The sequence below is a fragment of the Fulvivirga sp. AWR4_260 genome, from assembly GCF_056158185.1.
Window position 1 is genome coordinate 3,758,013 of the sequence record NZ_JBSWSU010000015.1, and the last position, 23,441, is coordinate 3,781,453.

General features: G+C 38.2%; 18 protein-coding genes, 1 tRNA gene and 1 riboswitch. Of the genes, 10 read left to right on the forward strand and 9 right to left on the reverse strand.

The features are described 5' to 3' along the window. The first annotated feature begins 74 nt into the window (after positions 1 to 74). Positions 75 to 165: riboswitch (TPP riboswitch) on the forward strand. Between the two features lie 91 nt (positions 166 to 256). The 8 genes from thiS (at position 257) to ACXACQ_RS21720 (ending at position 8,758) form a co-directional block, all read left to right on the forward strand. After that, a complete protein-coding gene (thiS, locus tag ACXACQ_RS21685) occupies positions 257 to 460 on the forward strand; it encodes a sulfur carrier protein ThiS (protein ID WP_474978100.1) in 204 nt (67 codons plus the stop codon). A 27-nt stretch (positions 461 to 487) separates the two neighbouring features. Next, positions 488 to 2,353: a phosphomethylpyrimidine synthase ThiC gene (gene thiC, locus ACXACQ_RS21690; RefSeq protein ID WP_474978101.1), complete on the forward strand. Its 1,866-nt coding sequence runs from the start codon at positions 488 to 490 to the stop codon at positions 2,351 to 2,353. Beyond that, on the forward strand, positions 2,353 to 2,928 hold the full coding sequence (locus ACXACQ_RS21695) for a thiamine phosphate synthase (RefSeq protein ID WP_474978102.1): 576 nt from the start codon (positions 2,353 to 2,355) through the stop codon (positions 2,926 to 2,928). The genes thiC and ACXACQ_RS21695 overlap by 1 nt, the downstream gene beginning before the upstream one ends. Beyond that, a complete protein-coding gene (locus tag ACXACQ_RS21700; protein WP_474978103.1) occupies positions 2,925 to 3,671 on the forward strand; it encodes a hydroxymethylpyrimidine/phosphomethylpyrimidine kinase in 747 nt (248 codons plus the stop codon). The genes ACXACQ_RS21695 and ACXACQ_RS21700 overlap by 4 nt, the downstream gene beginning before the upstream one ends. After that, complete coding sequence (locus tag ACXACQ_RS21705) at positions 3,668 to 4,306, forward strand: thiamine phosphate synthase (RefSeq protein WP_474978104.1); 639 nt, start codon at positions 3,668 to 3,670, stop codon at positions 4,304 to 4,306. The genes ACXACQ_RS21700 and ACXACQ_RS21705 overlap by 4 nt, the downstream gene beginning before the upstream one ends. Then, entirely contained in the window at positions 4,300 to 5,064 is a 765-nt protein-coding gene (locus ACXACQ_RS21710) for a thiazole synthase (protein WP_474978105.1), read from the forward strand. The genes ACXACQ_RS21705 and ACXACQ_RS21710 overlap by 7 nt, the downstream gene beginning before the upstream one ends. Further along, a complete protein-coding gene (thiH, locus tag ACXACQ_RS21715) occupies positions 5,061 to 6,167 on the forward strand; it encodes a 2-iminoacetate synthase ThiH (protein ID WP_474978106.1) in 1,107 nt (368 codons plus the stop codon). Before ACXACQ_RS21710 ends, thiH begins: the two co-directional genes overlap by 4 nt. 428 nt (positions 6,168 to 6,595) lie before the next feature. Continuing rightward, a complete protein-coding gene (locus ACXACQ_RS21720) occupies positions 6,596 to 8,758 on the forward strand; it encodes a family 43 glycosylhydrolase (RefSeq protein WP_474978107.1) in 2,163 nt (720 codons plus the stop codon). A 129-nt stretch (positions 8,759 to 8,887) separates the two neighbouring features. Here the strand turns inward: ACXACQ_RS21720 and ACXACQ_RS21725 are convergent, their stop codons facing one another. From ACXACQ_RS21725 to ACXACQ_RS21740, 4 genes are all read right to left on the reverse strand, one after another. Then, positions 8,888 to 9,304 (reverse strand): response regulator, encoded by a 417-nt coding sequence (locus tag ACXACQ_RS21725; RefSeq protein WP_474978108.1) that lies wholly within the window; start codon positions 9,302 to 9,304, stop codon positions 8,888 to 8,890. A gap of 312 nt (positions 9,305 to 9,616) precedes the next feature. Then, positions 9,617 to 12,844, reverse strand: coding sequence for a DUF7948 domain-containing protein (locus ACXACQ_RS21730; protein WP_474978109.1), 3,228 nt, complete (start codon positions 12,842 to 12,844; stop codon positions 9,617 to 9,619). Between the two features lie 85 nt (positions 12,845 to 12,929). Then, the gene (locus ACXACQ_RS21735; RefSeq protein ID WP_474978110.1) at positions 12,930 to 15,494 is read right to left on the reverse strand and encodes an ABC transporter permease; all 2,565 of its coding nucleotides are present in this window, start codon (positions 15,492 to 15,494) and stop codon (positions 12,930 to 12,932) included. Further along, a complete protein-coding gene (locus ACXACQ_RS21740) occupies positions 15,481 to 16,179 on the reverse strand; it encodes an ABC transporter ATP-binding protein (RefSeq protein WP_474978111.1) in 699 nt (232 codons plus the stop codon). The genes ACXACQ_RS21735 and ACXACQ_RS21740 overlap by 14 nt, the downstream gene beginning before the upstream one ends. A gap of 141 nt (positions 16,180 to 16,320) precedes the next feature. Here ACXACQ_RS21740 and ACXACQ_RS21745 point away from each other — a divergent pair, with 141 nt between their 5' ends. Further along, positions 16,321 to 16,944: an arylesterase gene (locus tag ACXACQ_RS21745; RefSeq protein ID WP_474978112.1), complete on the forward strand. Its 624-nt coding sequence runs from the start codon at positions 16,321 to 16,323 to the stop codon at positions 16,942 to 16,944. 1 nt (position 16,945) lies between these two features. Here ACXACQ_RS21745 and ACXACQ_RS21750 read toward each other — a convergent pair whose 3' ends face one another. Beyond that, the gene (locus ACXACQ_RS21750) at positions 16,946 to 17,224 is read right to left on the reverse strand and encodes a hypothetical protein (RefSeq protein WP_474978113.1); all 279 of its coding nucleotides are present in this window, start codon (positions 17,222 to 17,224) and stop codon (positions 16,946 to 16,948) included. A 218-nt stretch (positions 17,225 to 17,442) separates the two neighbouring features. Here ACXACQ_RS21750 and ACXACQ_RS21755 point away from each other — a divergent pair, with 218 nt between their 5' ends. Next, positions 17,443 to 18,156 carry a hypothetical protein gene (locus ACXACQ_RS21755; protein ID WP_474978114.1) on the forward strand — a complete coding sequence of 238 codons (714 nt, stop codon included), beginning with the start codon at positions 17,443 to 17,445 and terminating at the stop codon, positions 18,154 to 18,156. Positions 18,157 to 18,371: 215 nt separating this feature from the next. On the opposite strand, the gene ACXACQ_RS21760 is transcribed toward ACXACQ_RS21755, so the two are convergent. The 4 genes from ACXACQ_RS21760 to ACXACQ_RS21775 form a co-directional block, all read right to left on the reverse strand. Continuing rightward, a tRNA-Cys gene (locus ACXACQ_RS21760) sits at positions 18,372 to 18,442 on the reverse strand. Between the two features lie 115 nt (positions 18,443 to 18,557). Next, positions 18,558 to 19,349, reverse strand: a complete 792-nt coding sequence (locus ACXACQ_RS21765; RefSeq protein ID WP_474978115.1) for a helix-turn-helix domain-containing protein — start codon at positions 19,347 to 19,349, stop codon at positions 18,558 to 18,560. Between the two features lie 27 nt (positions 19,350 to 19,376). Next, positions 19,377 to 20,792, reverse strand: a complete 1,416-nt coding sequence (locus tag ACXACQ_RS21770) for an aldehyde dehydrogenase family protein (protein WP_474978116.1) — start codon at positions 20,790 to 20,792, stop codon at positions 19,377 to 19,379. Between the two features lie 129 nt (positions 20,793 to 20,921). After that, positions 20,922 to 23,072 (reverse strand): glycosyl hydrolase, encoded by a 2,151-nt coding sequence (locus tag ACXACQ_RS21775; RefSeq protein ID WP_474978117.1) that lies wholly within the window; start codon positions 23,070 to 23,072, stop codon positions 20,922 to 20,924. Between the last annotated feature and the right edge of the window lie 369 nt (positions 23,073 to 23,441).

A 23,441-nucleotide genomic window follows, 5' to 3' on the forward strand; every position in this document is an offset into this window, starting at 1 on the left:
AGCTCCACTCCCATCTTAACCAATCTATGAGGATAGATTTGGTAATATGGCGCTTATTACTTAAAATTGAATAAATAATGCTTTAGGGGTGCTGTAAAAGGCTGAGAAATACCCTCAAAACCTGATCCGGGTAATACTGGCGAAGGGAAAAGTGACCGAGGTAGAATAGTATCTGTGCGCAAACCGCTATGTGGTGGTCTGTAAATATTGATCCTTCCTTTTATTCTACACCTCCTAAAGTAAAAAAACTTGTAATATGGAGGTATTTATCAATCAACAATTAACACAAATTCCAGAAAAAGCATCTCTTGACAAAGTTATGCTAGATCGTGGCTTTAATTCGCCAAAAGGCGTTGCTGTAGCCGTTAATGACGAAGTTATTCCTCATACTGATTGGGAGACTCATAGCCTCCTACCCCAAGACAATATTACCATTATAAGAGCCACTCAAGGGGGCTGATTTTACTATTCTAAAAACCTAACAACAATGAGAAAAGACAAAACTCCTAGAGCTGAGGTAATTAGCCGTGCTCCATTTCCTAAAGCCAAGAAAATATATGTTGGTGGTCAGCTACATGATATCCAAGTACCAATGCGCGAAATATCGTTGCATGACACACGCGATCAATCTACCGGTGAGATGATTAAAAATGACAGTATTACTGTTTATGACACCAGTGGGCCATACACGGATCCTAACATAGAGATAGATGTAAACAAAGGCTTGTTACCTGTTAGAGGTCAGTGGATAGAAAAGCGTGAAGACACCATTGCCCTGAACAGTATTTCGTCAGAATATGGCAACGAAAGACTAAAGATGGAAAGCTTAGATAAACTACGTTTTCCAAACTTAAAAAAGCCATTAAAAGCTAAAGAGGGTAAAAATGTTACTCAACTGCACTATGCTCGCAAAGGAATCATCACTCCTGAAATGGAGTACATAGCCATCAGAGAAAACCAAAGGCTACAAGAGGTTTACGATGCCAACAACAGTCTTTTTGATCAGCATCCCGGTCAAAATTTTGGCGCCAATACCCCTAAATTAATTACTCCTGAATTTGTTAGAGAGGAAGTGGCTGCAGGCAGAGCCATAATCCCCGCCAACATTAACCACCCGGAAATTGAACCTATGATAATAGGAAGAAACTTCTTGGTTAAAGTAAATGCCAATATTGGCAACTCCGCAGTTACGTCTTCCATAGAAGAAGAAGTGGAAAAAATGGTTTGGGCCATCCGATGGGGTGCTGATACAGTTATGGACTTATCTACTGGTCAAAATATACATGAAACCAGAGAGTGGGTCATAAGAAACTCACCAGTGCCCATTGGTACGGTGCCCATTTACCAAGCCCTAGAAAAAGTAAATGGTAAAGCTGAAGATTTAACATGGGAGATTTTTAGAGACACACTTATAGAGCAAGCAGAACAAGGAGTAGACTATTTCACCATCCATGCTGGAGTAAGGTTAAAGTACATTCCTTTAACAGCCAAAAGATTGACCGGCATTGTTTCTAGAGGCGGTTCTATTATGGCCAAATGGTGCTTGGCTCATCATAAAGAAAGCTTTCTATACACTCACTTTGAAGAAATATGTGAAATAATGAAAGCATATGATGTTTCATTTTCACTTGGAGATGGCCTTCGTCCGGGCTCATTAGCTGATGCCAATGATGCAGCACAATTCGCAGAGCTAGAAACTCTAGGTGAGCTTACTAAAATAGCTTGGAAGCACGACATACAAGTAATGATTGAAGGGCCAGGGCATGTACCCATGCACATGATTAAAGAAAACATGGACAAGCAACTTGAAGAATGTGACGAAGCTCCATTCTACACCTTAGGGCCGCTCACCACTGATATAGCACCAGGTTATGATCATATTACTTCCGGTATAGGTGCTGCTATGATTGGCTGGTTTGGCACAGCCATGCTATGTTATGTTACTCCTAAAGAACACTTGGGCCTCCCTAATAAAAAAGACGTTAAAGATGGTGTAATCACTTACAAAATAGCCGCACATGCTGCTGACTTAGCCAAAGGGCACCCTGGAGCTCAGTATAGAGACAATACTTTGAGCAAAGCTAGGTTTGAATTCCGCTGGGAAGACCAGTTCAATTTATCACTAGACCCCGACACCGCCAGAGAGTTTCATGATGAAACGTTACCTGCTGAAGGTGCCAAAGTGGCCCATTTCTGCTCCATGTGTGGCCCTCATTTTTGCAGCATGAAAATCACTCAGGATGTAAGAGAATATGCAAAAAACAAAGGCATAGAGCAAGATGAAGCTGTAGAAGCCGGCATGAAAGAAAAGAGCAAAGAATTTAAAAAATCAGGTTCAGAAATATATCTATAGTGAAGAATTTGGCCATAATTACCGATAAAAAAATCATGTCAAATGAACCCGATATTTGGGTTCGTTTGATTGATTTGGGTATAGACAAAATTCATGTGCGCAAGCCACAAGCCAGCAATGCTGCCATAAAAGAACTCATTGAGCCGCTTGGAGAGGCCTATAAAAAAAAACTCATTTTACACTCCAAGCACAAAGAGTTTATAGCATTAGCCCTGGGAGGATATCACATTCCTTCTGATCAACTTGAGGCCCAACAGCATGATAAAAATTACTCTATATCCACTTCAGTACATCATTGGCAAGAAGCTCATAAAGTAGAGGCTCTTTGCGATTATTACTTTATCAGCCCACTTTTTGACAGCATTTCAAAACAAGGCTACAACCAGAATTTATTATTGCAAGAGATACCTCAAAACCTCGATAAGTCTAAAATATATGCTTTGGGGGGTATCAGTATTCATAATATTGAATCAGCATTTAAACTAGGTTATACCAATGTGGCTTGCCTTGGCTATATCTGGGAAGACCCAATTATAAATGCTAAAAAAATGATAGACAAAATAAAGAGTCTATGAGTCACATAACACCGATAACACTTTCATTGGCGGGGTTTGACCCTTCGGCAGGCGCTGGAATCTTGGCTGATTGCAAAACTTTTGAAAAGCTAGGCTGCTACAGCCTAGGAGTAGTTACTGCCAATACTATTCAAAATAGCTCTCTGGTTAAAGATGTGCAATGGGTTGATCTCGAGTTTATTTTTAAACAGCTAGATACCTTATTTGAAGAATTTGAAATTGGTTTTGTGAAAATTGGAATTATAGAAAATTTCGAATCTTTTAAAGAGATCAAAAGCTATTTAATAGGCAAAAATCCTGACGTACAAATTATATGGGATCCTGTCTTAAAGTCCACTTCGGGTTATGCTTTCAGCACTGGAGAATGCGATTTAAATGATATGTTAAAAGGTATCGCGCTATGCACCCCCAACTGGGAAGAAGCTAATATTTTATTCAAAAATGAAGGTAATATAATTAAAGCTTCGCAACAAGCAGCCATACTCCTAAAAGGTGGACACAACCTTCACCTGCTGGGCACCGACCAGCTTTTTCAGAATGGAGAACGGGTTCTCATAACAGGAAACAACAAAAAGCTACCCCCTAAACACGGATCTGGATGCATTTTAAGCAGTGCTATCACGGCCTACTTAAGCAAAGAAAACTCCATAAAAAATGCGTGCACCTTAGGTAAAGCGTACATCGAACAGCACTTAAGTTCTCATCAATCGCTACTCGGATGGCACAACTCATTACAACTATGATCAAAAAATTTCAATTTATAAGTCAGGGAAATACTCCGGAAGCACATATTCAATCTATAAAAAAGGCCTTGGATTGTGGAGTTACATGGGTGCAATTACGGATTAAAAACCATACTGAATCTGAAATAACAAAAACAGCTGAAAAAGCAAAAATAATTTGCGAGGCTTATGAAGCCCAATTAATCATTAATGACCTCCCTACTGTGGCCTTAAAAGTAAATGCAGATGGCCTACACTTAGGCAAAAACGATAAACCCGTAGAGGAAGCCAGGCAAATATTAGGAAAGGATTATATCATAGGAGCTACTGCCAATACATTTGAAGATATTGAATCCATTGCAAAAACAAGTGCAAATTATATCGGTCTTGGTCCTTTTAGATTTACCACTACCAAAGAAAAACTAAGCCCAATTCTAGGGCTAGATGGCTACAAAAGTATTCTTGAACAATGCAGCAAAAGCAGGATCAATCTACCCATTATAGCCATTGGAGGGATTAATGAAAAAGACATTAGCAGTATAATAAAAACGGGTGTATTTGGCATTGCCTCATCGTCTCTGCTGCTTAATCATGTGGAGCCAACAAAAGTCTACCAAGACATCTCAAAAATTTTAAAAGAATCAACATTATGCTAACCATACAAGACAAGAATTTCAGCTCTCGTTTATTTACGGGAACAGGAAAATTTAGCAGTTTACCTCTTATGGAGGAGGCACTATTAAACAGTGGCAGCGAACTAGTGACAGTAGCTCTCCGCAGAGTGGACAATGAAGACCATCAAAACATAGCGTCATACCTTAAGAATGATCAATTCAATTTACTTCCCAATACATCGGGTGTAAGAAATGCCAAGGAAGCCATATTTGCTGCACAGTTAGCAAGAGAGGCATTAGCAACCAACTGGCTAAAACTTGAAATACATCCTGATCCCAAATACCTTATGCCAGATGCTATGGCCACGTTAAAAGCATGTGAAGAATTAAGCAAAATGGGCTTTATAGTATTGCCATATATACATGCTGACCCTGTACTATGCAAACATTTGGAAGATGCTGGAGCCGCAGCTGTAATGCCCCTAGGCTCTCCCATTGGCAGTAACTTAGGCTTAAAGACCAGAGATTTTCTGCAAATTATCATTGAGCAAAGCCATGTACCAGTAGTAGTAGATGCAGGGATTGGCGCACCTTCTCACGCAGCAGAGGCCATGGAACTTGGTGCAGATGCCGTATTGGTAAATACTGCCATAGCAGTATCTGATGAGCCTGTAAAAATGGCAAAGGCTTTTAAACTTGCAGTAGAAGCAGGGAGAATGGCCTACGAAGCCAAGCTAGCGAAACCTCAAATACAAGCCTCCGCATCAAGTCCGTTAACCTCATTTTTAGACCAGTTATGAGTTTTATAGATACATTTAAAAAATACGATTGGGACACCGTACATAAACAGATTTACAGCAAAACTGCTAAAGATGTGGTTCAGGCTTTATCACGTCAAAAAAGAGATTTAAACGATTTTACAGCATTAATTTCACCCGCAGCAGCCCCATTTTTAGAAGAAATGGCTCAACAGAGCCATTCAGTCACTTTGAAAAGGTTTGGTAAAACAATGCAAATGTACGTGCCTTTGTACCTATCAAACGAGTGTCAAAACATTTGCACATACTGTGGTTTCAGCTTAAACAATAAAATCCCCAGAAAAACCTTATCTGACGAAGAGATATTAAAAGAAGTTGACATTATAAAGTCTATGGGCTACGATCATGTATTGTTGGTTACAGGTGAGGCTCAACAGACAGTGGGTTTACATTATTTTAAAAATGTACTAAAACTAATCAAACCCTATTTCTCTCACATTTCTATGGAAGTGCAGCCTTTAGATCTACCTGATTACGAAGAACTGATAGCGCTAGGTTTAAATACTGTATTAGTTTACCAAGAGACATATCACGAAGCAGAATATAAAAAACATCACCCAAAAGGTAAAAAATCAAATTTTGCCTATAGGTTAGATACACCCGATCGATTAGGAAAAGCCAATATCCATAAGATAGGTTTAGGAGCATTATTTGGCTTGGAAGACTGGCGTGCCGATTCTTTTTTCACAGCACTTCATCTACAATATTTAGAAAAAAAATACTGGCAAACTAAATATTCAATTTCCTTTCCAAGATTAAGACCTCATGCTGGCGCCCTCACTCCAAAACTAGAAATGACAGACAGAGATTTAGCTCAACTCATTTGCGCGTACAGGCTACTTAATGAAGAGGTAGAGCTATCACTATCAACTAGAGAGTCGCCCATTTTCCGAGATAATATTATAAAATTAGGTATTACATCTCTAAGTGCCGGTTCTAAAACCAACCCTGGAGGGTACGCAAAAAAAGAGGCCTCTTTGGAGCAATTTGAGATAGATGATAACCGCTCTCCATCTGAAATTGCCGCCATGCTAGCAAACAATGGCTATGATCCGTTATGGAAAGACTGGACAATTTTTCACTAACAATCAAATGTTATCAAAGCCGCGACATTTGTTATCAAAAACAAGCCTATTTCACTACTACAAAGCTAATTCAAACAGTACGCAATGAAATACAACAACTTGACAATCAGTTATATATAAATATATAATCAATTTCACAATTACTACTTAAGGTAAAAATGACTTTTTGGTACAGCCATTCTATTTTCATAACTTGGCATTAAGTTTTATTAGCGCTATAAGGGGTCAGCACCCGTTGTAAAGTGTTAGTAAAGCTAATATAAGCACACATACCTATACCCTAAGTTGATGAACTGACTCTAAGACGACAAGAGAAGGTGAGGCATTCTGAACCTATATGCCGCACTACAAAATTCAACTTAGGGTTTGGTAACTATCCCTCCAATTGATTAATATTATCTACATTTTATAATCAAAACTATTAAGTTGTGAAACAAACAATCAACCTAACCAACCCAAAAAGAAGTAAGATTAGCCTAGTGGTTCTTCTGCTTTTTATGTGCTCAAGTGTGTGGGCGCAAATGACTGGAAATCCAATTTTTCCTGGCGATCACCCTGACCCGGAAGTAAACCTTTTTAATGGAAGGTATTACATTTACCCTACTCAACAAGGTCCTAATGAATTTCATGCATACTCCTCTGCCGATTTAACTAATTGGGTAGATGAAGGACCTATCTTTTCGCTTTTTAATGACTGCAGCTGGGCCAATAACAATGGCTGGGCTCCTTCTGTAATCGAAAGAAATGGCAAGTACTACCTGTACTATACTGCTGAAGTTAAAATCGGGTGTGCCATTAGTGACAGCCCTACAGGCCCTTTTGTTGATCTTGGCTACCCTTTAATTGGTTCTGATCCGTTTACTGTTGACATCATTGATGCCATGGCATTTATTGACGATGACGGACAAGCATACCTCTACTATGGAGGTTCCAACGGGTCACGAATGGCAATGAGAAAGCTTAATCCTGATATGATTTCATTTGCTTCAGAACCAGTGGACATTACTCCTCAAAACTATACTGAAGCTCCATTTTTAATTAAAAGAGATGGCATTTACTATATGACATACTCCAATGGATCATGGTTTAACGAAACATACAATGTTCAATATTCCACTTCTAATTCTCCTATGGGGCCATGGACCTACAGAGGCTCTATATTATCAAGTGCAGATCAAATTACAGGCCCTGGCCACCATTCTGTGTTAAAAATGCCTGGCTGCGATGATTACTACATTGTCTACCATAGATATGATGCTGGAGTGCAAGGCAGAACTTGTAATATCGACAGAATGTATTTCAACCCTGACGGAAGCATTAGAAAAGTTAAGATGACAAAAGATGGAGTAAAAGCAAGAACTCCCAATGGCGGAGAGTGTGGCTCTGGCAACATATTATCTGGTGCTACATACAAACTTATACACAAGGGCACTAACAAAGCTATTGACGTACCTAATAATAGTTCAGAACCTAATACCAACATACACCAATGGACCAGTAATGACAACTTAGCTCAGCAGTGGGTAATTACCCTTGAAGCTGACGGTCATTATAAAATTAGACATAAAGGCACCAACCAATGCTTAGATGCAGTAAACAATAGTTCGGCAGAAGGCACTAACATTATTCAGTATAATGATAATGGTAATGACGCACAAAGATGGATGTTAAGAGCTATGGATGATGGTTATTACAAAATCATACACAAAGGCACTAACCAAGTAATAGATGTAGACTCTAACAGCCCTGATGATGGAGCCAATGTTCATCAATGGACTGATAATGGTAGCAGCGCCCAAAGATTTAAATTACAAATTGTAGCTTCTACAGAAATAGAGCATGATGCTATATATGAATTAGAGCCAGCATGTGCTCCAGGCAAAAGGCTTGATGTAGTAAATGGAGCCAACACTGCCGGAACTAATGTGCAAATATACCAAAGCAACGGGGCTCCGGCTCAGGGCTGGCAAATGCACGGAGTTGGCAATGGCTTTTATGAGCTTATACCAGTATGCGCCCCTAGCTTAAGACTAGATGTTGCCGGAGGACAAAATGAAGCTGGGTCTAACATGCACATTTGGACAGCCAACAACAACCCTGCACAAAGATTTAGATTAATTGATCAAGGAACGGGATACTATGAACTAGAGCCAGAAATAGGACCAGGCAAAAGATTAGATGTTGGAAATACAAGACAAGATAATGGCACTAATGTACTTATGTGGAATGACCTTGATAACCAAGGGCAAAGATGGAGATTAATTAAAAGAAATGGCATTGGAGATCCTGTATCTAAAAAAGCAGCCGCCAGTGCTCAACTGACTGACACAACTCCTTATCCTAATCCTTTTAATGGCACTGTAAACTTTCCTGTAGCGTTAAAAGCTACTAGCAACGTAACCATTACCGTGCGAGACATTACAGGTAAAATTGTAAACAAAGTGGAAGTAGATCAACTACCAGCCGGACAGCACAACATCAAGTGGGATGGAAAAGGCATGCATCAAGCAAGCTTGGAAGCTGGCATTTACACTTATCAAATTAGTGCTGGTGACAGTACTGTTACCGGACGTATAGTAAAAGTCAATTAAGTATATAAACCACACAAAAATAAAGGCAGTCAGAGTATCTGGCTGCCTTTATTTTTGTATGCTAACAATTACCGAGCACCTGTAAGCCTCCATTAGCAGCTAAACAAATACCCTGTAATAAATGAATGTCTAATATTTAGAAGCTAAAATAGTATCTCTTAGCGCATCTAATTTCTCTTCTGTTAATGGTTTAGAAAGATAATGAATTACATCGCTATTGATCTGGATATTCTCCCTATCTTTCATGCTCTTAGAGCTCGTTAAAACTATAATATTAGTTTTCTTCTTAATCTTATCAGAAAAACTAGCGAATTCCATTAAAAACTCATAGCCGTCTACCATAGGCATATTTAAATCTAGAAAGATTAAATCCGGCAAATTCTCTTCTGAGGCAGATTTCAAAAAATCTATTGCCTCTTGTGCTGAATAATGAATTTGAATTTTCTCAGCAAAATTGTCAAATTCCAACACCTTTTGATTAATGAATGTATCGATCTCGTTATCATCAACAAGCATAACAGATCCCATACACTTGCTATTTACCATACCCTATCCTTAGTTAAAAAAGTTATTTAATACATTTTAGTTATAATTCTCATTTTATCCAACGCCTTCCCCACGCTATTTTAGCAGAAAATGGAATTATGCAAAGATTTAGAGATTTAGGAATATAAACCAATCTTTTATTTGGCAAAATTGGGATTACAATTACCTTTTGAGGGGCAAATCTAAGCCTATGCCTTTGATAATTTCAGTCAAATTCATTTTATTTATGATAAATATGAAACTACACAAAGACATAATAGCCACCATAGCATTTTTGATTACAGTACTTATTCTTTGGTTTATTATATAACCTTATTTTATGACCTGCAACCAACCATGGCAAGTTACCTCTTCTTCAATTTCTGCCTCATAATAGTAAACACCTGAAGATACATTATCCCCTACCCAATCGTTTTTATAATTTTCATTTTGATACAGCAACTTACCCCATCGGTTGTAAATAGCTAAATTAACTTGTTCATCTTCACCAGCTATTATTCTAAACTCATCATTATTTCCTAAAACTGCTGGTGTGATAATATTAGGCACCTTGATAGTGGTAACCTTAACCTCTGTGTACTGCTCAAAAACACAAAATTCATTATAAGTCAATAACTTAATCTTATAAGTACCATCCTCCTGATATTGATGATCAAAAACCTGAAGATCGGAAGTAGTACCATCACCCAAATTCCAACTAAAGTTATCCATTCCATTAGTTTCTGCTTCCAAGTGAACTAGAGGTCTAGAAAAACAGTCGTATATTTTATTAGCAGAAAATTCATATTTTATGGAAGGAATAACATTGACAGCAACAGTATCTCTATAAGAGCACCCGTTCACGTCTATCATATCAACAAAATAGCTAGCTGTGTCAGCAGGAGAAACAGTAGTACTAGCAGTGTTACTAGATAAGCTACCATCAATACTGTTTGTCCACTTATAACTCTCAGCACCACTAGCCGTTAATTTAATATTATCACCCTCACATATATCTGCATCATCTGAGACCATAAATTGGGTATCATGAACATCAATGGTTAAGGTGGCAACATCCACTTTTAAACAGGTATTTATATCTTCTGCCACTAAAGTGACCGTATACGTTCCTTCTTTTGCATAATTATGTGCAATGCTAGTTGTATCATCAGTAGTATAATATTCATTATCACCGAAATCCCACTCAAAGGACTTACCTCCTATACTTGCATTTTGAAAAACTATACCGTCAGGCAAACATATAGAAGTGACACCCGGATTATCCAGTGCCAAAGAGTTGGTTTGAATTCCAGCTCTTAATGTGGCCAGATCGAACTTAAAAGCTGCGTTGTTACAATTGTTACTTCGGTTAACACGAGACCAAGCTCCGGGAGTTGTAGGGAAATCAGAAGTAGGGCTACGCGTAGTATTGTTTGCCGAACAACCCGCACATACTGCATGATATACTATTCCTCTTTTATCAAACCGGCTAGTTCCTCCATCAACATGGGTAGCTGAGTTAGGGCCACCTAAAAAAGTAGCATAAAGCAAATCTTTAAAATCGACAGATAAAGCCATAAGGTAAAAATCAGACCCCATGGTAGTTTTTTGAAATGCGTCATCCGTAACCTCCATTCCAATAGTCTCACCTCCAACATATAATGCATTTACTCTTCCGCCCCAACCGGCCAGATATATGTTATTACACTCATTTACCAAAAATGCACTAGGTGATATATCCACTTCATTATCTGCACTACCAAAGGTGGTAGACAATAGCAAATGTTCTAATTCGGGATCGTATTTCTGAATAAACTGTCCATCGCCATAGTTATAAACATTGGCTGTCTCAGGAAATGCCGGAGACTCGGTTTGCCCATATATGTACACATTATCGTCTGTATCCAAATCAAGAAAATAAGCTTGATCGTAATAATTGGTACCAATATATTTACCTGTTATGAAAGCCCCATTAAAAGAAAATTTACCAATCCAGGCATCTATACCTCCTTCATAAGTACCTCCTCCGGGCAAGTCAGGTGAAGTTGTACCTCCGGCTACCAAATAATCTCCCTGAGTGTTTTGCTTAACACTATACAGCGCATCGTAAGAAGTCCCTCCCAAATAAGTAGACCATCTTATCTCTTTTAAATCTGAACTTAACTTTACTAATACACCATCTAGGCTACCCGATAAGGTATCTACATAAGCATTATGCGTAGGAAAATCCGTAGAAAATGTTTTTGAAACAAATACTACATCGCCTTGATTATCGATATAAATATCTCCTCGAGACTCATCTCCATAATTTTGCACCACTAGAGAGGCAATATTAGTCAATCCATCATTACCTGCTCCTCCTAAAAAAGTAGAAGCTAATAATTGACTGCCATCAGCACTAAATTTGGTCACAAAAATATCGCTACCATTATCAAATGCTATGCCTAGTGTATTCAAAGAATCTCCTCGATGATGTATATCCTGCACTACACCATCAGTTACTGGAAAATTAAGACTACCTGTAGCTCCTAATACATAAAGCTCATCCTGTTCATTCACAATTAAACTTTGAGGCAATTCTGATAAAGAACCTCCTAAATAAGTAGCATATTCTAACTTGGTACCTAGGGAATCGTACTTCATAATAGACACATCCCATTTACCTGAGGCCTGCACTTGATAAGCACCTGTAGTAGCAGGAAAACCCTGAGAAGGCTGAGAATCGACTATTCCGGCAGAGTACAAATTACTATGCTTATCATAGGTTGCTGAGTTACCCCAATTATCAGCAGTGCTGCCAGAATAACTACTAAAAACCATAGTAGGATCAATAACCAACTCATAACATGAGTTATATCCGTCCGGAAAATCAAAGCTCACCACATTATCTATGAGCTTAAAATAACACGGCACGATTACTTTCACTCCATTGATCCATTGATAAGCCAAAGGTGTGCTTTCCGTAATAACATTGACAGTGGTAGCTACTTCTAGCTTTTCATGCCTAATGAATAAACTTTCAACATCAGAATATTTCATTTGAATAATAGAGACATCCGCCTCTGGAGCTACTATAAAATCATATTTGGTAGCATCACCGTAACTATAGTAATGCATATCTATACCGGGATATAGCTCAGCATAATTGATTTGAGAGTAAGCCTTCACCTTTGAAGCCCATGTGGATCTATCTCCTAAGAAATAATTATACTCTTCATGGTTAGGGTTTACGCCTATTGGCACTGAAACATTAGAAGCCAAAAACTCAACAGCAAAGGAGTGCCCATGCAAAACCTGATCAGAACTTTCATTATTGTAAATCTTACTCAACAAAGAGTTTTGATCATGATTATGATCTCTAGTGGCAACTTCACTAAAAGAGTAGGTCAACTTGGAGGCCTGAAAGAAAACATGCCCTCCGGGCAATGCTCCATCAAAATAAACTGATTGGTGTTGCTGACCTTTATTTTCTTTAAAATTAATATCACCAGAACCAGCATAATTCACTATGGAATAGCAAAAACAAAATACAAATATCAAAAAATGTAATAAACGTATCATTTTGAAGAGTTGTAGGCAGCTAAAAAGTTACCTTAACATACAAAACTATGCCCTTCAATAAAATGAAAGGGTAAAATAAATTTATTTACACTTCCCTCCTCAACACTTTTAATGGCGATTGTTTTACAACACTCCTAGTGTTAATCCAACCGATAAAAACAGTTAGAAACAACACCACTACTCCTATGAGTAGGATATTAAAATAATTGGGCAGAAATTCTATTTCAAAGAAAAACTTCGCCAGCCCCCACGAAGATATCAATGAGAGGAATATGCCAGAAAAAGCGGCAAAAACACCCAAATAAACATATTCGAAAACGGTAATTTTCACTATCTGCCTAGTGCTTGCTCCAATAGTTCTTAACAAAACATTTTCCTTTAGCCTTAAAAATTTACTGTTAATAACGGCACCAGTCAACACTATAAGTCCTGTAATCAAACTAAATAAAGCCATAAACTGAATAACAAAAGCGACTTTAGAGAAAAAATCATCAATAGTAGACAGTATCAGTCTTAGGTCAATTTGAGAAACATTTGGAAACTGCGCCACCATCTCTCTTTGATAAATATTGGCCTGAGCTTGATCTTCAATGGATGTTGCCAGCACATAGGTCTGGGGCGCTTCTTCAAGGATGCCTGTTGGAAACACAAAAATAAAATTGGGTGGATCTTTGGGCCACTCTACATCTCGAACACCACTAATGTATGTAGTTACAGGATAGCCCTGCACATCAAACTGAATGGTATCACCTATGCCTACATCCAAATCTTCCTGCATTCCTGCTGAAATAGTGACATAGATTGAATCACTTGAAATATGCTGCACCACCCCCTCTTCCATCTTTTCTGAACTGGTTAAAGAATCTCTATAAGTAACTCTGTATTCTCGACCAATAGCCCAATTCTTTATATTGTCAGAGGTATCCTTTTCAATTTCCTCTACGGTTTTTCCATTGAGCTTCTCAATTCTACAAGTAATAATGGGCACCAATTGATTTACTGGCAGGTGGTTATTTTCAGTCAACTTTACCACCTCATCTTTCTGATAGGGCTGAATATCAAACAAAATAGTATTAGATGTATTCTTATTACCTACAAATTCGACCTGATTGAGTAAGCTATCTTGCACAATATTGAGTGTGGCAATCATATAAACCCCTAGCCCAATCACTACAATTAAAATAGTAGTTTGATTATTTGGCCTGAATAAATTGGCCATACTTTGTTTAAATGCAAACGGAAGGTTTTTAGGAAAGTAGCACTTCACAAGAAAAATGAGCAATACAGAAATACCATACAAGCAAACAAAAGCTAACACCAACCCTCCGAAAAAGGCAGCTCCCACAGACCAGCTTTCGGTTTGATATGCGGCAAATAGCAGTGGAAATAAAACAATTACTACCACAACAGCCAACCTAGCCTTCGACCTTACTGTAGTCAATGAATTGCCTGACCTGAGCGCTACTAATGGAGAAACGAAGCGCACATTCATCAATGGCAATGCAGAAAAAAGAAGCGCAATGACTAGCCCCAAAACGATACCCTCTAGCAGTACACTCCATGCAACAGTAATGCTTAATGCTATCGGAATAAAATCTTGCATTAAAACCGGCAATAAGTACTGAATACCCACTCCCAATAACACCCCAACAACACTGCCCAACAACCCTAAAAATGCATTTTGTATAAAAAAGATATTAAAAGCCTGCCAACCAGACGCTCCTACACATCGCAGCATAGCTACAGTTGCTCGCTTTTCTTTAGCATAGATATGCACCGAACTGGCCACACCTATACACCCTAGAATTAGCGCAACAAACGTGAGTAAATTAAAAAACCTATATAGATTTTTGACACCTTTACCAAGATCATCCTTTTGCTCTTGTACCGTATCATAAGAATGGCCATACTTCTGAATAATAGGTTTGAGTTTGCTTAATGCGGCATTGGTTTCCTTCTCTGACCCAAACTTAAAATAATGATTGTACCTCACCCGACTACCGTACTGAACCAAGCCAGTAGAATCAAGATTGGACTTAGAAATGTAAACAGAAGGAGTTAATGAAGACCTTATACCCCCACCACCGGGAATATTGTTTACCTCACCTGCTATTTTAAAAGTGGTATTACCCAGTTTTATAGAATCCTCAGCACTTACATCATAATTACTTGCAAGGCTCGCGTCTACCATAATAAACCGACCTTCCTTAATCTTTTGATAAGCATTAGCTGGGATAGACTCCACCTCCCCATAAAAAGGGAAGTCACCTTCTACGCCCACTACTCGCACAAGCCTAGCACCAGGAGTATTAGTCATAAACATGGCCATGGAAGCTAGTGTAGCATCAGAAGCTTGCGCCTCCCCTAATGAATCAAAACTATTTTCTAGCTCATCCTCAAAAGGACGATTAGCTTTAACGATTAAATCAGCTCCAGTTAAAGATTTCGCCTGATCATTAATGTTATTTTTAAGGTTAATATTAAATGAATTGATAGCCACAAGAGCAGCTATACCCACTACAATAGAAGACATAAAAAGACTCAACCTGCCAAAGTTCTTTTTAGCATCTTTATAGGCCATTTTCCAAACCCACGGATCCTCAAACAACGATCGTTTCTTTCTTATGAGCTTAATTTTATACTGCATCATAAGATTTTGATTTTCTATCTTCTATTAATTTACCACCTCTCAACTGTATTACGCGCTCAGTCAACTCGGCAAGCTCCATATTGTGCGTTACCATAATAAGGGTTGTCCCTTCTTCCTTATTAATGTTAAATAGTAGCTCTGTAACAGTAGAGGCTGTTTCTTCATCTAAATTACCCGTAGGTTCATCCGCAAAAAGTATTTTAGGTGCTGTTATAAATGCTCTGGCTATAGCTACGCGCTGCTGCTCTCCCCCAGAAAGTTGTGATGGGTAATGATGCATTCTGTCTTTAAGCCCCACCCTTTCTAATAGCTCCATTGCCTTTTGTTCAAAACCTTTTTCACCTCTCAACTCCAGCGGCACGGTAACATTTTCAATGGCCGTAAGTGTAGGCAAAAGCTGAAAATTTTGAAATATAAACCCGAGCGACTGATTGCGCACATACGCTCTATCATCTTCATCTAAAGCATTCAACTTTAGCTCTTCAATAGTTACACTGCCCGAGGTAGAAACATCCAAACCTGCACACAACCCCAGCAATGTAGTTTTCCCACTTCCTGATGGCCCTACTATCGCAAGGCTTTCCCCACTATTTACACTGAAAGAGACATTATCCAATACTGTTAATGGCTTATTTCCGGTATTAAATGATTTGGTAAGATTTTCGACTACTAATATTTCTGACATAACATTTATAACAACAAGCTTATAGATTAAGCGTTAAATAATTTAAACAGTTTTTTAAATTCCTTGAGCGGTAAATTCTGGTGTTAAATTTGATAGAATACCATTATATTAACCATTCCAACTATTAAAGAAAAGCCTAAAATGAGAATCAAAAAGAGCATTCCTTTACTTTTAATACCAGTTTCCCTCCTGGTTTGTGCTTTTGCTGACAACGAAAAAAATATTGTATTTTTCGGTGATAGCATCACCGCTGGCTACGGAATAAATAAAACACAAGCATATCCATCAGTTGTGCAAGAATTAATCAATAGCAAAAATTACAATTACAATGTAGTAAATGCAGGCTTAAGTGGTGAAACCAGTGCTGGTGGGCTTTCAAGAATTAACTGGGTATTGAAAAACGAGGTGGACATATTTGTTTTAGAGTTAGGCGCCAACGATGCTTTAAGAGGACTACCTCTGGATCAAACTCAAAAGAATTTGCAAAGTATTATAGACAAGGTGAAACAAAAGTACCCGCAAGCGAAAATAGTAATAGCCGGCATGATGGTGCCCCCCAACCTTGGCAATGACTACACCAATAACTTTCAAAAGATATTTCCAGCATTGGCAGCTAAAAATAATGCTACGCTAATACCATTTTTATTAGAAGGCGTGGCCGGTGACAAATCATTGAACCAGGCTGATGGTATACACCCCAACACACAAGGCCATAAAATAGTGGCAAGTAATGTATGGAAAATACTAGAAGGTGTGATTAAATAAATCACACGGTTCCATCTTCTTTCACAAAAATCCATTGCCGAGTATATATATTTTGTAAGATGTAAATGATATCCTCTTGAAATTTCAAGGATTTTTCATGCCTCCAGATATCAATATGTATTTGCATATGGAGCCTCAACCAAGCTAAGCTCATCCTAGGAATATCGGGAAAATCTTTTTCAATTGTAGATGATATAATGCCTTTTAAATCTTTTTTCTCGATAGCATCAGTAGACTGTAAAAATTGAACCACCATATCTTCGGCATCATTTTTAGACATAATAAATGTGGATTAGCGATGAAAAGGATCAGGTTATTTAGAGCAGCGTATTACTAAAGAAAAATAATATTATATACATAATTTATCAAATGATTTAAAATGTTTTTAGCTTCATATGCAATGAATGCGCAAAAACTCAATAACTTAAAATAAGATAAATTAGAGCAGTTGTTTATTTGCACAAAACAAGAAGGAAACGTCAAAAGTCATAAAACCAAATGAGAAAAAAGTTAATTGTCGCTCTGCTCTTTATTTGTACTACCAACAGTTTTTCTCAAAATAAATGCCATTGGATTAATGATATTGAAGATGATTTAAATAACCTCCAGCAGTTTGATGACTCCTATGTTATAAGCTTAGATTCAAGCTATAGTATATGGAAAAAAGTCATGGCCCACAATAACTATAACTACAGTTACGTCCTCCATGGTTTGGATAATGCGGATAATTACTCCAAAGATTATACTTTTATCAAGGTTCAAGATAGCATTATAACAGAAAGAAAGCATTATAGCTACAGTTTATTCATTGATGGATACAAGATAACATGCTCCCCATCTAAAGATAATTGTGAGTACCTAAATGACATTAGTAAAATAAGTAAATCTGACCCTTCGAGAGCCAGAAAAATTTTAAAGAAACATTTAGAAGAACATTATTCACCTATCTATAAAGAGGGCTTTTACAACTGTTGGGAAGAATACAAAGAATTTGTAGGAGCTCATAAAAAGTTTGCCCCACCACCAAAAACAATGGATCAATTATATAAGGAATGTCAGACTTACCAAAAAGAGAGTAAGAAGAAAGCAGAATATTCTTTCGAATACAAAATTGATAAAGATGGCATTCTATGCGAATGCTACCTTAAGAATGAATTATTAATGGATGGTCAAATTTTACATGGGATCAATATTGTAAAACGTGACTTCTAATCAATTCTGAACAGCGCTAACAGGGCGTACATCACCTTAATTAAATAAATTTTCATCTATCTATTAAGACTCAAAAAGACCTCCTAAAAGTGAAGCTATTTGACTGAATTTATTGTTAAGTTTTACTGTTAAGTTTTGCCGGTTATAAGGCAATTATGTGCAGTTAGAAAAAAAATAAGCCTCTGAAAATCAGAGGCTTATTTTTTTTGGAATAGAGGTGCTGAGCGGATTCGAACCGCTGTACGAGGTTTTGCAGACCTCTGCCTAGCCGCTCGGCCACAGCACCAAATATTAAATTCGGGATTGCAAAACTATAAAATTCTTCGACTTTGAAACAATTCTAGGTAAATAATTTTAAAAAAAATTACACCTTAAAATTTAACCCACTCAAGAACAATAAATTACAACAGCAGATCAGAAGGATTTAGTCCAAAATTATTTTTAAAGGCATATGAAAAATGTGATAGATCCTCAAAACCAACATCCAAATACACCTCGCTGGGCTTCTGCCGCTTCTCTTTTATTAAATAATAAGCCTCTTTAAGTCGTCTTTTCTTCAACCACTTGCCAGGAGCATCATTAAAGATTTTCTTAAAGTCTCTTTTAAATGTAGCAAGACTACGGCCTGTTAAGTAGGCAAATCGATCGATTCCTACATTAAATCTGAAATTTTGGAGCATAAATGCTTCCAAGTCTACCTTACCCGGCTCATTAAAATCAAAAATAATATTCTTCAATTCTGGATTAAATTTCATAATTAACCATAACACCTCACGGGCTTTTAGCTCAAATACTGTTTGTAGATCATCTTTATCATAAGTAAGATAGGGCATCAAAGAGGATATAAAGCTCTCATAAAGCTCATTTTCAGCAAGCTTAAAAGTACCGGGCAGATCTACCTCGTGCCGCCCTTCAATATCTTCCTCAATGCTCATTTCTTTTAATAACCTATCATCTAGCAGTATGGACACAGATTTAAAATCACCTCCAGGCCTGGGGTATTTCACAAATTTGGCTAGTTGATTTCGCCTGATAAATCGATAATCTCCTTCTTCAAAAAAATATACATTGTCACCATCATCCACCTTTAGGCGCCCTTCTATCTGATAACTAAAGATATGGCACGGAACAAATTGCTCCCCCTCCCTACTTACGTCATGATAGCAAGAGTATAATATTCCCAGATTGTCCATTACTGCTAATTTCTAATTGATACGATCTTAAACCAATAAAGATTTAGGTTCTAAGAAACTTTCTAAACCATACACGCCAAATTCGCGCCCAACCCCTGATTGCTTAAAGCCTCCGAATGGCGCTAAAGGATCATGCTTAAAACCATTTACTACAACCCTACCGGCTTCCATGCGCTTAGCTAAGTTAATGGCCGCCTCTTCATTTCCTCCTTGAATATAGGCTGAGAGGCCATAATCTGTATCATTAGCAATATTTACCGCATCATCTAGGTCCTTGTAAGTTATTACGGACAAAACAGGTCCAAAAATTTCCTCTTGCGCAATTTTCATATCGTTAGTTACATTCACAAATACCGTAGGCCGCACAAAATTGCCTTGTTCCAAACCTTCAGGATGCCCTTCTCCTCCAATAAGAATTTCTGCACCTTCAGCTACTCCAGCCTTTATGTACTCCTGCACCCTTTCATATTGTTTCCTGCTTACCATTGGACCTATAGCGGTATCTGCCTCAGCAGGCACGCCTACCTTCATAGCCTGAACGGTAGATTTCAAAAGCGACTTAACTTCATCCAGCTGATCTTCTTGAATGAGTAAACGAGTGGCAGCAATACAAGCCTGACCATTATTCATATAAGCTGCAGCCACCGACAAAGGAATGGCTTCATCAAGGTTAGCATCAGGCATGATAATATTGGGAGATTTACCACCAAGTTCAAGGGTATACCTTTTCACTCCGGCCGCACAGCATTTAGCAATATATTTACCTACCGCAGTAGAGCCCGTAAAGGAAATTTTGGATACATCTGGATGATTAACAATGGCATCACCTACCACTTCTCCTACTCCATTTACAATATTAAAAACTCCTTTAGGCAAACCTGCTTCATGCAAACACTCTGCTATGAGCTGAGTCTGCGCTGCACTCATTTCACTGGGTTTTATCACGGCAGTGCATCCTGCAGCAATAGCTGTAGATAATTTATTACAGATAAAACCATTGCTAGCATTCCAAGGAGTAATAATACCAACTACCCCTACAGCATCTAACTGTACTTGGGTGGAGCCCACCAATTTGGTAAAATCAAATGATTCCAACACCTGAATATTGGAATCCAATCCTCCTACCAAATATTCTGCACTTAACTGACAGAACTGTAGCGGAGCACCATATTCCTCTACCATTACCTGCACAAGTTCCTGCTTTCTGGCATTCACTGCCTCACGCATAGCCTTCAAATAAGCTAGACGTTCAGACTTTGTGGTTTTAGAAAAAGTCTTAAATGCCTCTTTTGCACTAGCTACAGCTGCATTCACATCTTCAGCTGTACCTAATTTAACTCTACCCTTAATCTCATTATTGACAGGGCTTATCAAATCAAAAAAAGTATTACCTGATGCCTCTACAAATGCACCATTGATATAGTTATTATTAATCTCCACCATTATTTCAAATGTATTTTAGTAATTACATCACAAAAATAATGATGGAGATAGGTGCTGCATTTTGCTGTAAAGCTCAAAGCAGCTTTGTTATCCGGCTCATTTCAGAGCTAATTAAAGCACTTGAAATTACTAGTGGTTTATAATTACCTTACGCTGCCACTGCCATGAAGATGATTTAAATTCCAACCAATAAACACCCTCCTTCAACGCTGCCACATCTAACGAAACAGATGCCCCATCTACACTATTTACCCTCAGTACCTCTGAGCCATATACATTATATAAGGATATAGCTCCTTCAGTATTTTGCCTCGGCATCTCCACCTGAAGCACTTTTGATGCTGGGTTAGGGTATATTTTAACGGCCTGAATTTGCTCTGCAGCAGCTGTCTTTAAATTAACGGATCCATTTACCGCTACAAACCTCCAAAGCTGCTCATCGCCCTCAGTATAATTACCGACCGCAATGTTTGCTCCTGTGGAAGTAGATGCAGACTCCACCATCACAGCTTTGCCATTAGACTTATTTAGGATATTATAGTTATCGTCTCCCACCTTACTGATTTTCCACAATTGATTGTCCGCATCAGTACAACCATTTTGCTGTACATTTTCATTGCTAATCTCAAGACAATTATTACTCCAATTACTGATCAATTTCACATATCCATCCTCCACATTTTCCACTCTAAATTGCTGAGCATGCATGCTCCAAAAGTCCCATTGCACAATATTGGCTCCATTAGCTGTTGACCAATCAAGCACATACATGGCCATACCACTATTTTCATTAACCATATAATAATTTCCGTGTGGCAAACTACCACCATTTCCGTCTCCACCGCCATCACCGTCTCCATCACCACCTCCATTGTCATCCTCTCCATACCAATTAGGGAGTTCATCTCTAGTGATAACATCATCATCGTGGTATACCAAATTCAACGTATTAACATTTTGATTGCGGATAAAATCACCACTCCAATTTACAAACCAGCTCCATCGGGTACCAAAAGCTCTAATCTTATCTGGCACAGGCACCGCACCTGTTTCTGACAAGGCTACCATTTTATCCGTTTGCAAAGTACTTAACTGAGTCTGTAATGCATCCCAATTACTACTCATTGAAGAGCCTTCTGGCGCATAAATATCTAGCCCTACAATATCTACATAATCATCTCCAGGGTACCAATCAGCAGAGTTGCCGGCAGTATACACCCAAATGAGGTTGTGCAACTGATGATGGTTTACCAACCTGTCGTGCAACAATTGCCATAAGTCCTTAAAAGGCGCTGCACCTTTTGCACCCCACCAAAACCAGCCTCCTTCTGCCTCATGTAAGGGCCGCCACAACACTGGGATGCCTTCATCATCAAACTTCTTCAATTCAACGGCTATAGCATCAATATCTCGCAAGATTAACTGATACCGCTCGCTCTCTGGATCGCTCAAAGCTGCAGCAATATCAAAAGTAGTAGCCTCCGTGTAAAAGCCTCTCCACCACTGCTTATCAGGTTCTTCATTAATTAAATCAGTTGGGGCATTCCAGTGCCATGATAAGGTAATAATACCAAGACCATTACCTTGCTGCGACCAGTTGATAACACTTTCAGTATACCCCGTAGGCTGCCCTTGAAACTCCACCCTGGAAGGCGAATAATCTATTAAATCAAATGCCCCTACAGCAGGAGTTTTACCAGTAATACTCTCTATATACTGTATTTCCTCAATAGTTTGCTGCCCACTTAAAGTTTTAGTTCCGTACACAGACTTCAGGTAGCCATACAAAGCAACTGCCGATGGTGTGGCCTGTTGATCATGCAAGTTAGGCATAGGAGGTATAGGTGGGGCCACTTCACCATCGCTAACGCGCAACATATCTACCAAATACCACCCCCAATTGGCCACCAGCTTAACTTCATTGTCACCCGCAACAAGTAAAAACTTACCAGCAGAGACTTCACTCCAAGTATCATTCTCTACCATGGTGCCAGTTGAAGCACCGCCATTTACCTCAAGGGTAAAATCTTTAGTACCATATGGTGCACTATATCTAATGAAAATTTCACATAACCGTGAAGTGCTAACATTAACATTTAACACGAAATTATCGGTATTTACATCAAAGCCACCGACATATCCGGTGCCACTATAACCTGGTATTTCGGTAAGAATTTCAGTACCATTCTGCTGAGCCGACTCAGCTTCAAAATATAAATCTTGGGCAATAGCAAAGCCACTAATTAGCCATGCTATTATAATCGAAAAGAACTTTCGCATAGGTTTAGAATTTAGGTTGATTAATAAGAAATAAAAACTAGTTTTCATTTCTTATAAGTTAGTTAATCACCTTCAACTCAATGATGAAATCATGTGCTTAATGGTACACTTATGCTATGAAACCAGAAATATGAAAAGCAGAAAGGAAAGATAATATTCAAATCATAGCTGATTATTATATGCTAATCGTGCACAGTAATTACCAAAGAAGCAAACAATTGTATAAAATAAAGATTTCAAAATTATTTTGCATTGAAAAGCTGACAGCAACCAACTCAAAACGCATAAATGGAATAAAAAAGTTTAAAATCAACAAAGAGGGTTATAATTGAATACCTTAAAAAGATCACCTAAAATCAGAGAAAATAA

Bases quoted from the DNA above. Each gene is read 5' to 3' on its own strand.
- thiS (WP_474978100.1), top strand. From the start codon at position 257: ATGGAGGTATTTATCAATCAACAATTAACACAAATTCCAGAAAAAGCA.
- thiC (WP_474978101.1), top strand. From the start codon at position 488: ATGAGAAAAGACAAAACTCCTAGAGCTGAGGTAATTAGCCGTGCTCCA.
- ACXACQ_RS21700 (WP_474978103.1), top strand. From the start codon at position 2,925: ATGAGTCACATAACACCGATAACACTTTCATTGGCGGGGTTTGACCCT.
- ACXACQ_RS21705 (WP_474978104.1), top strand. From the start codon at position 3,668: ATGATCAAAAAATTTCAATTTATAAGTCAGGGAAATACTCCGGAAGCA.
- ACXACQ_RS21710 (WP_474978105.1), top strand. From the start codon at position 4,300: ATGCTAACCATACAAGACAAGAATTTCAGCTCTCGTTTATTTACGGGA.
- thiH (WP_474978106.1), top strand. From the start codon at position 5,061: ATGAGTTTTATAGATACATTTAAAAAATACGATTGGGACACCGTACAT.
- ACXACQ_RS21725 (WP_474978108.1), bottom strand. From the start codon at position 9,304: ATGGTAAATAGCAAGTGTATGGGATCTGTTATGCTTGTTGATGATAAC.
- ACXACQ_RS21730 (WP_474978109.1), bottom strand. From the start codon at position 12,844: ATGATACGTTTATTACATTTTTTGATATTTGTATTTTGTTTTTGCTAT.
- ACXACQ_RS21735 (WP_474978110.1), bottom strand. From the start codon at position 15,494: ATGATGCAGTATAAAATTAAGCTCATAAGAAAGAAACGATCGTTGTTT.
- ACXACQ_RS21740 (WP_474978111.1), bottom strand. From the start codon at position 16,179: ATGTCAGAAATATTAGTAGTCGAAAATCTTACCAAATCATTTAATACC.
- ACXACQ_RS21745 (WP_474978112.1), top strand. From the start codon at position 16,321: ATGAGAATCAAAAAGAGCATTCCTTTACTTTTAATACCAGTTTCCCTC.
- ACXACQ_RS21750 (WP_474978113.1), bottom strand. From the start codon at position 17,224: ATGTCTAAAAATGATGCCGAAGATATGGTGGTTCAATTTTTACAGTCT.
- ACXACQ_RS21755 (WP_474978114.1), top strand. From the start codon at position 17,443: ATGAGAAAAAAGTTAATTGTCGCTCTGCTCTTTATTTGTACTACCAAC.
- ACXACQ_RS21765 (WP_474978115.1), bottom strand. From the start codon at position 19,349: ATGGACAATCTGGGAATATTATACTCTTGCTATCATGACGTAAGTAGG.
- ACXACQ_RS21770 (WP_474978116.1), bottom strand. From the start codon at position 20,792: ATGGTGGAGATTAATAATAACTATATCAATGGTGCATTTGTAGAGGCA.
- ACXACQ_RS21775 (WP_474978117.1), bottom strand. From the start codon at position 23,072: ATGCGAAAGTTCTTTTCGATTATAATAGCATGGCTAATTAGTGGCTTT.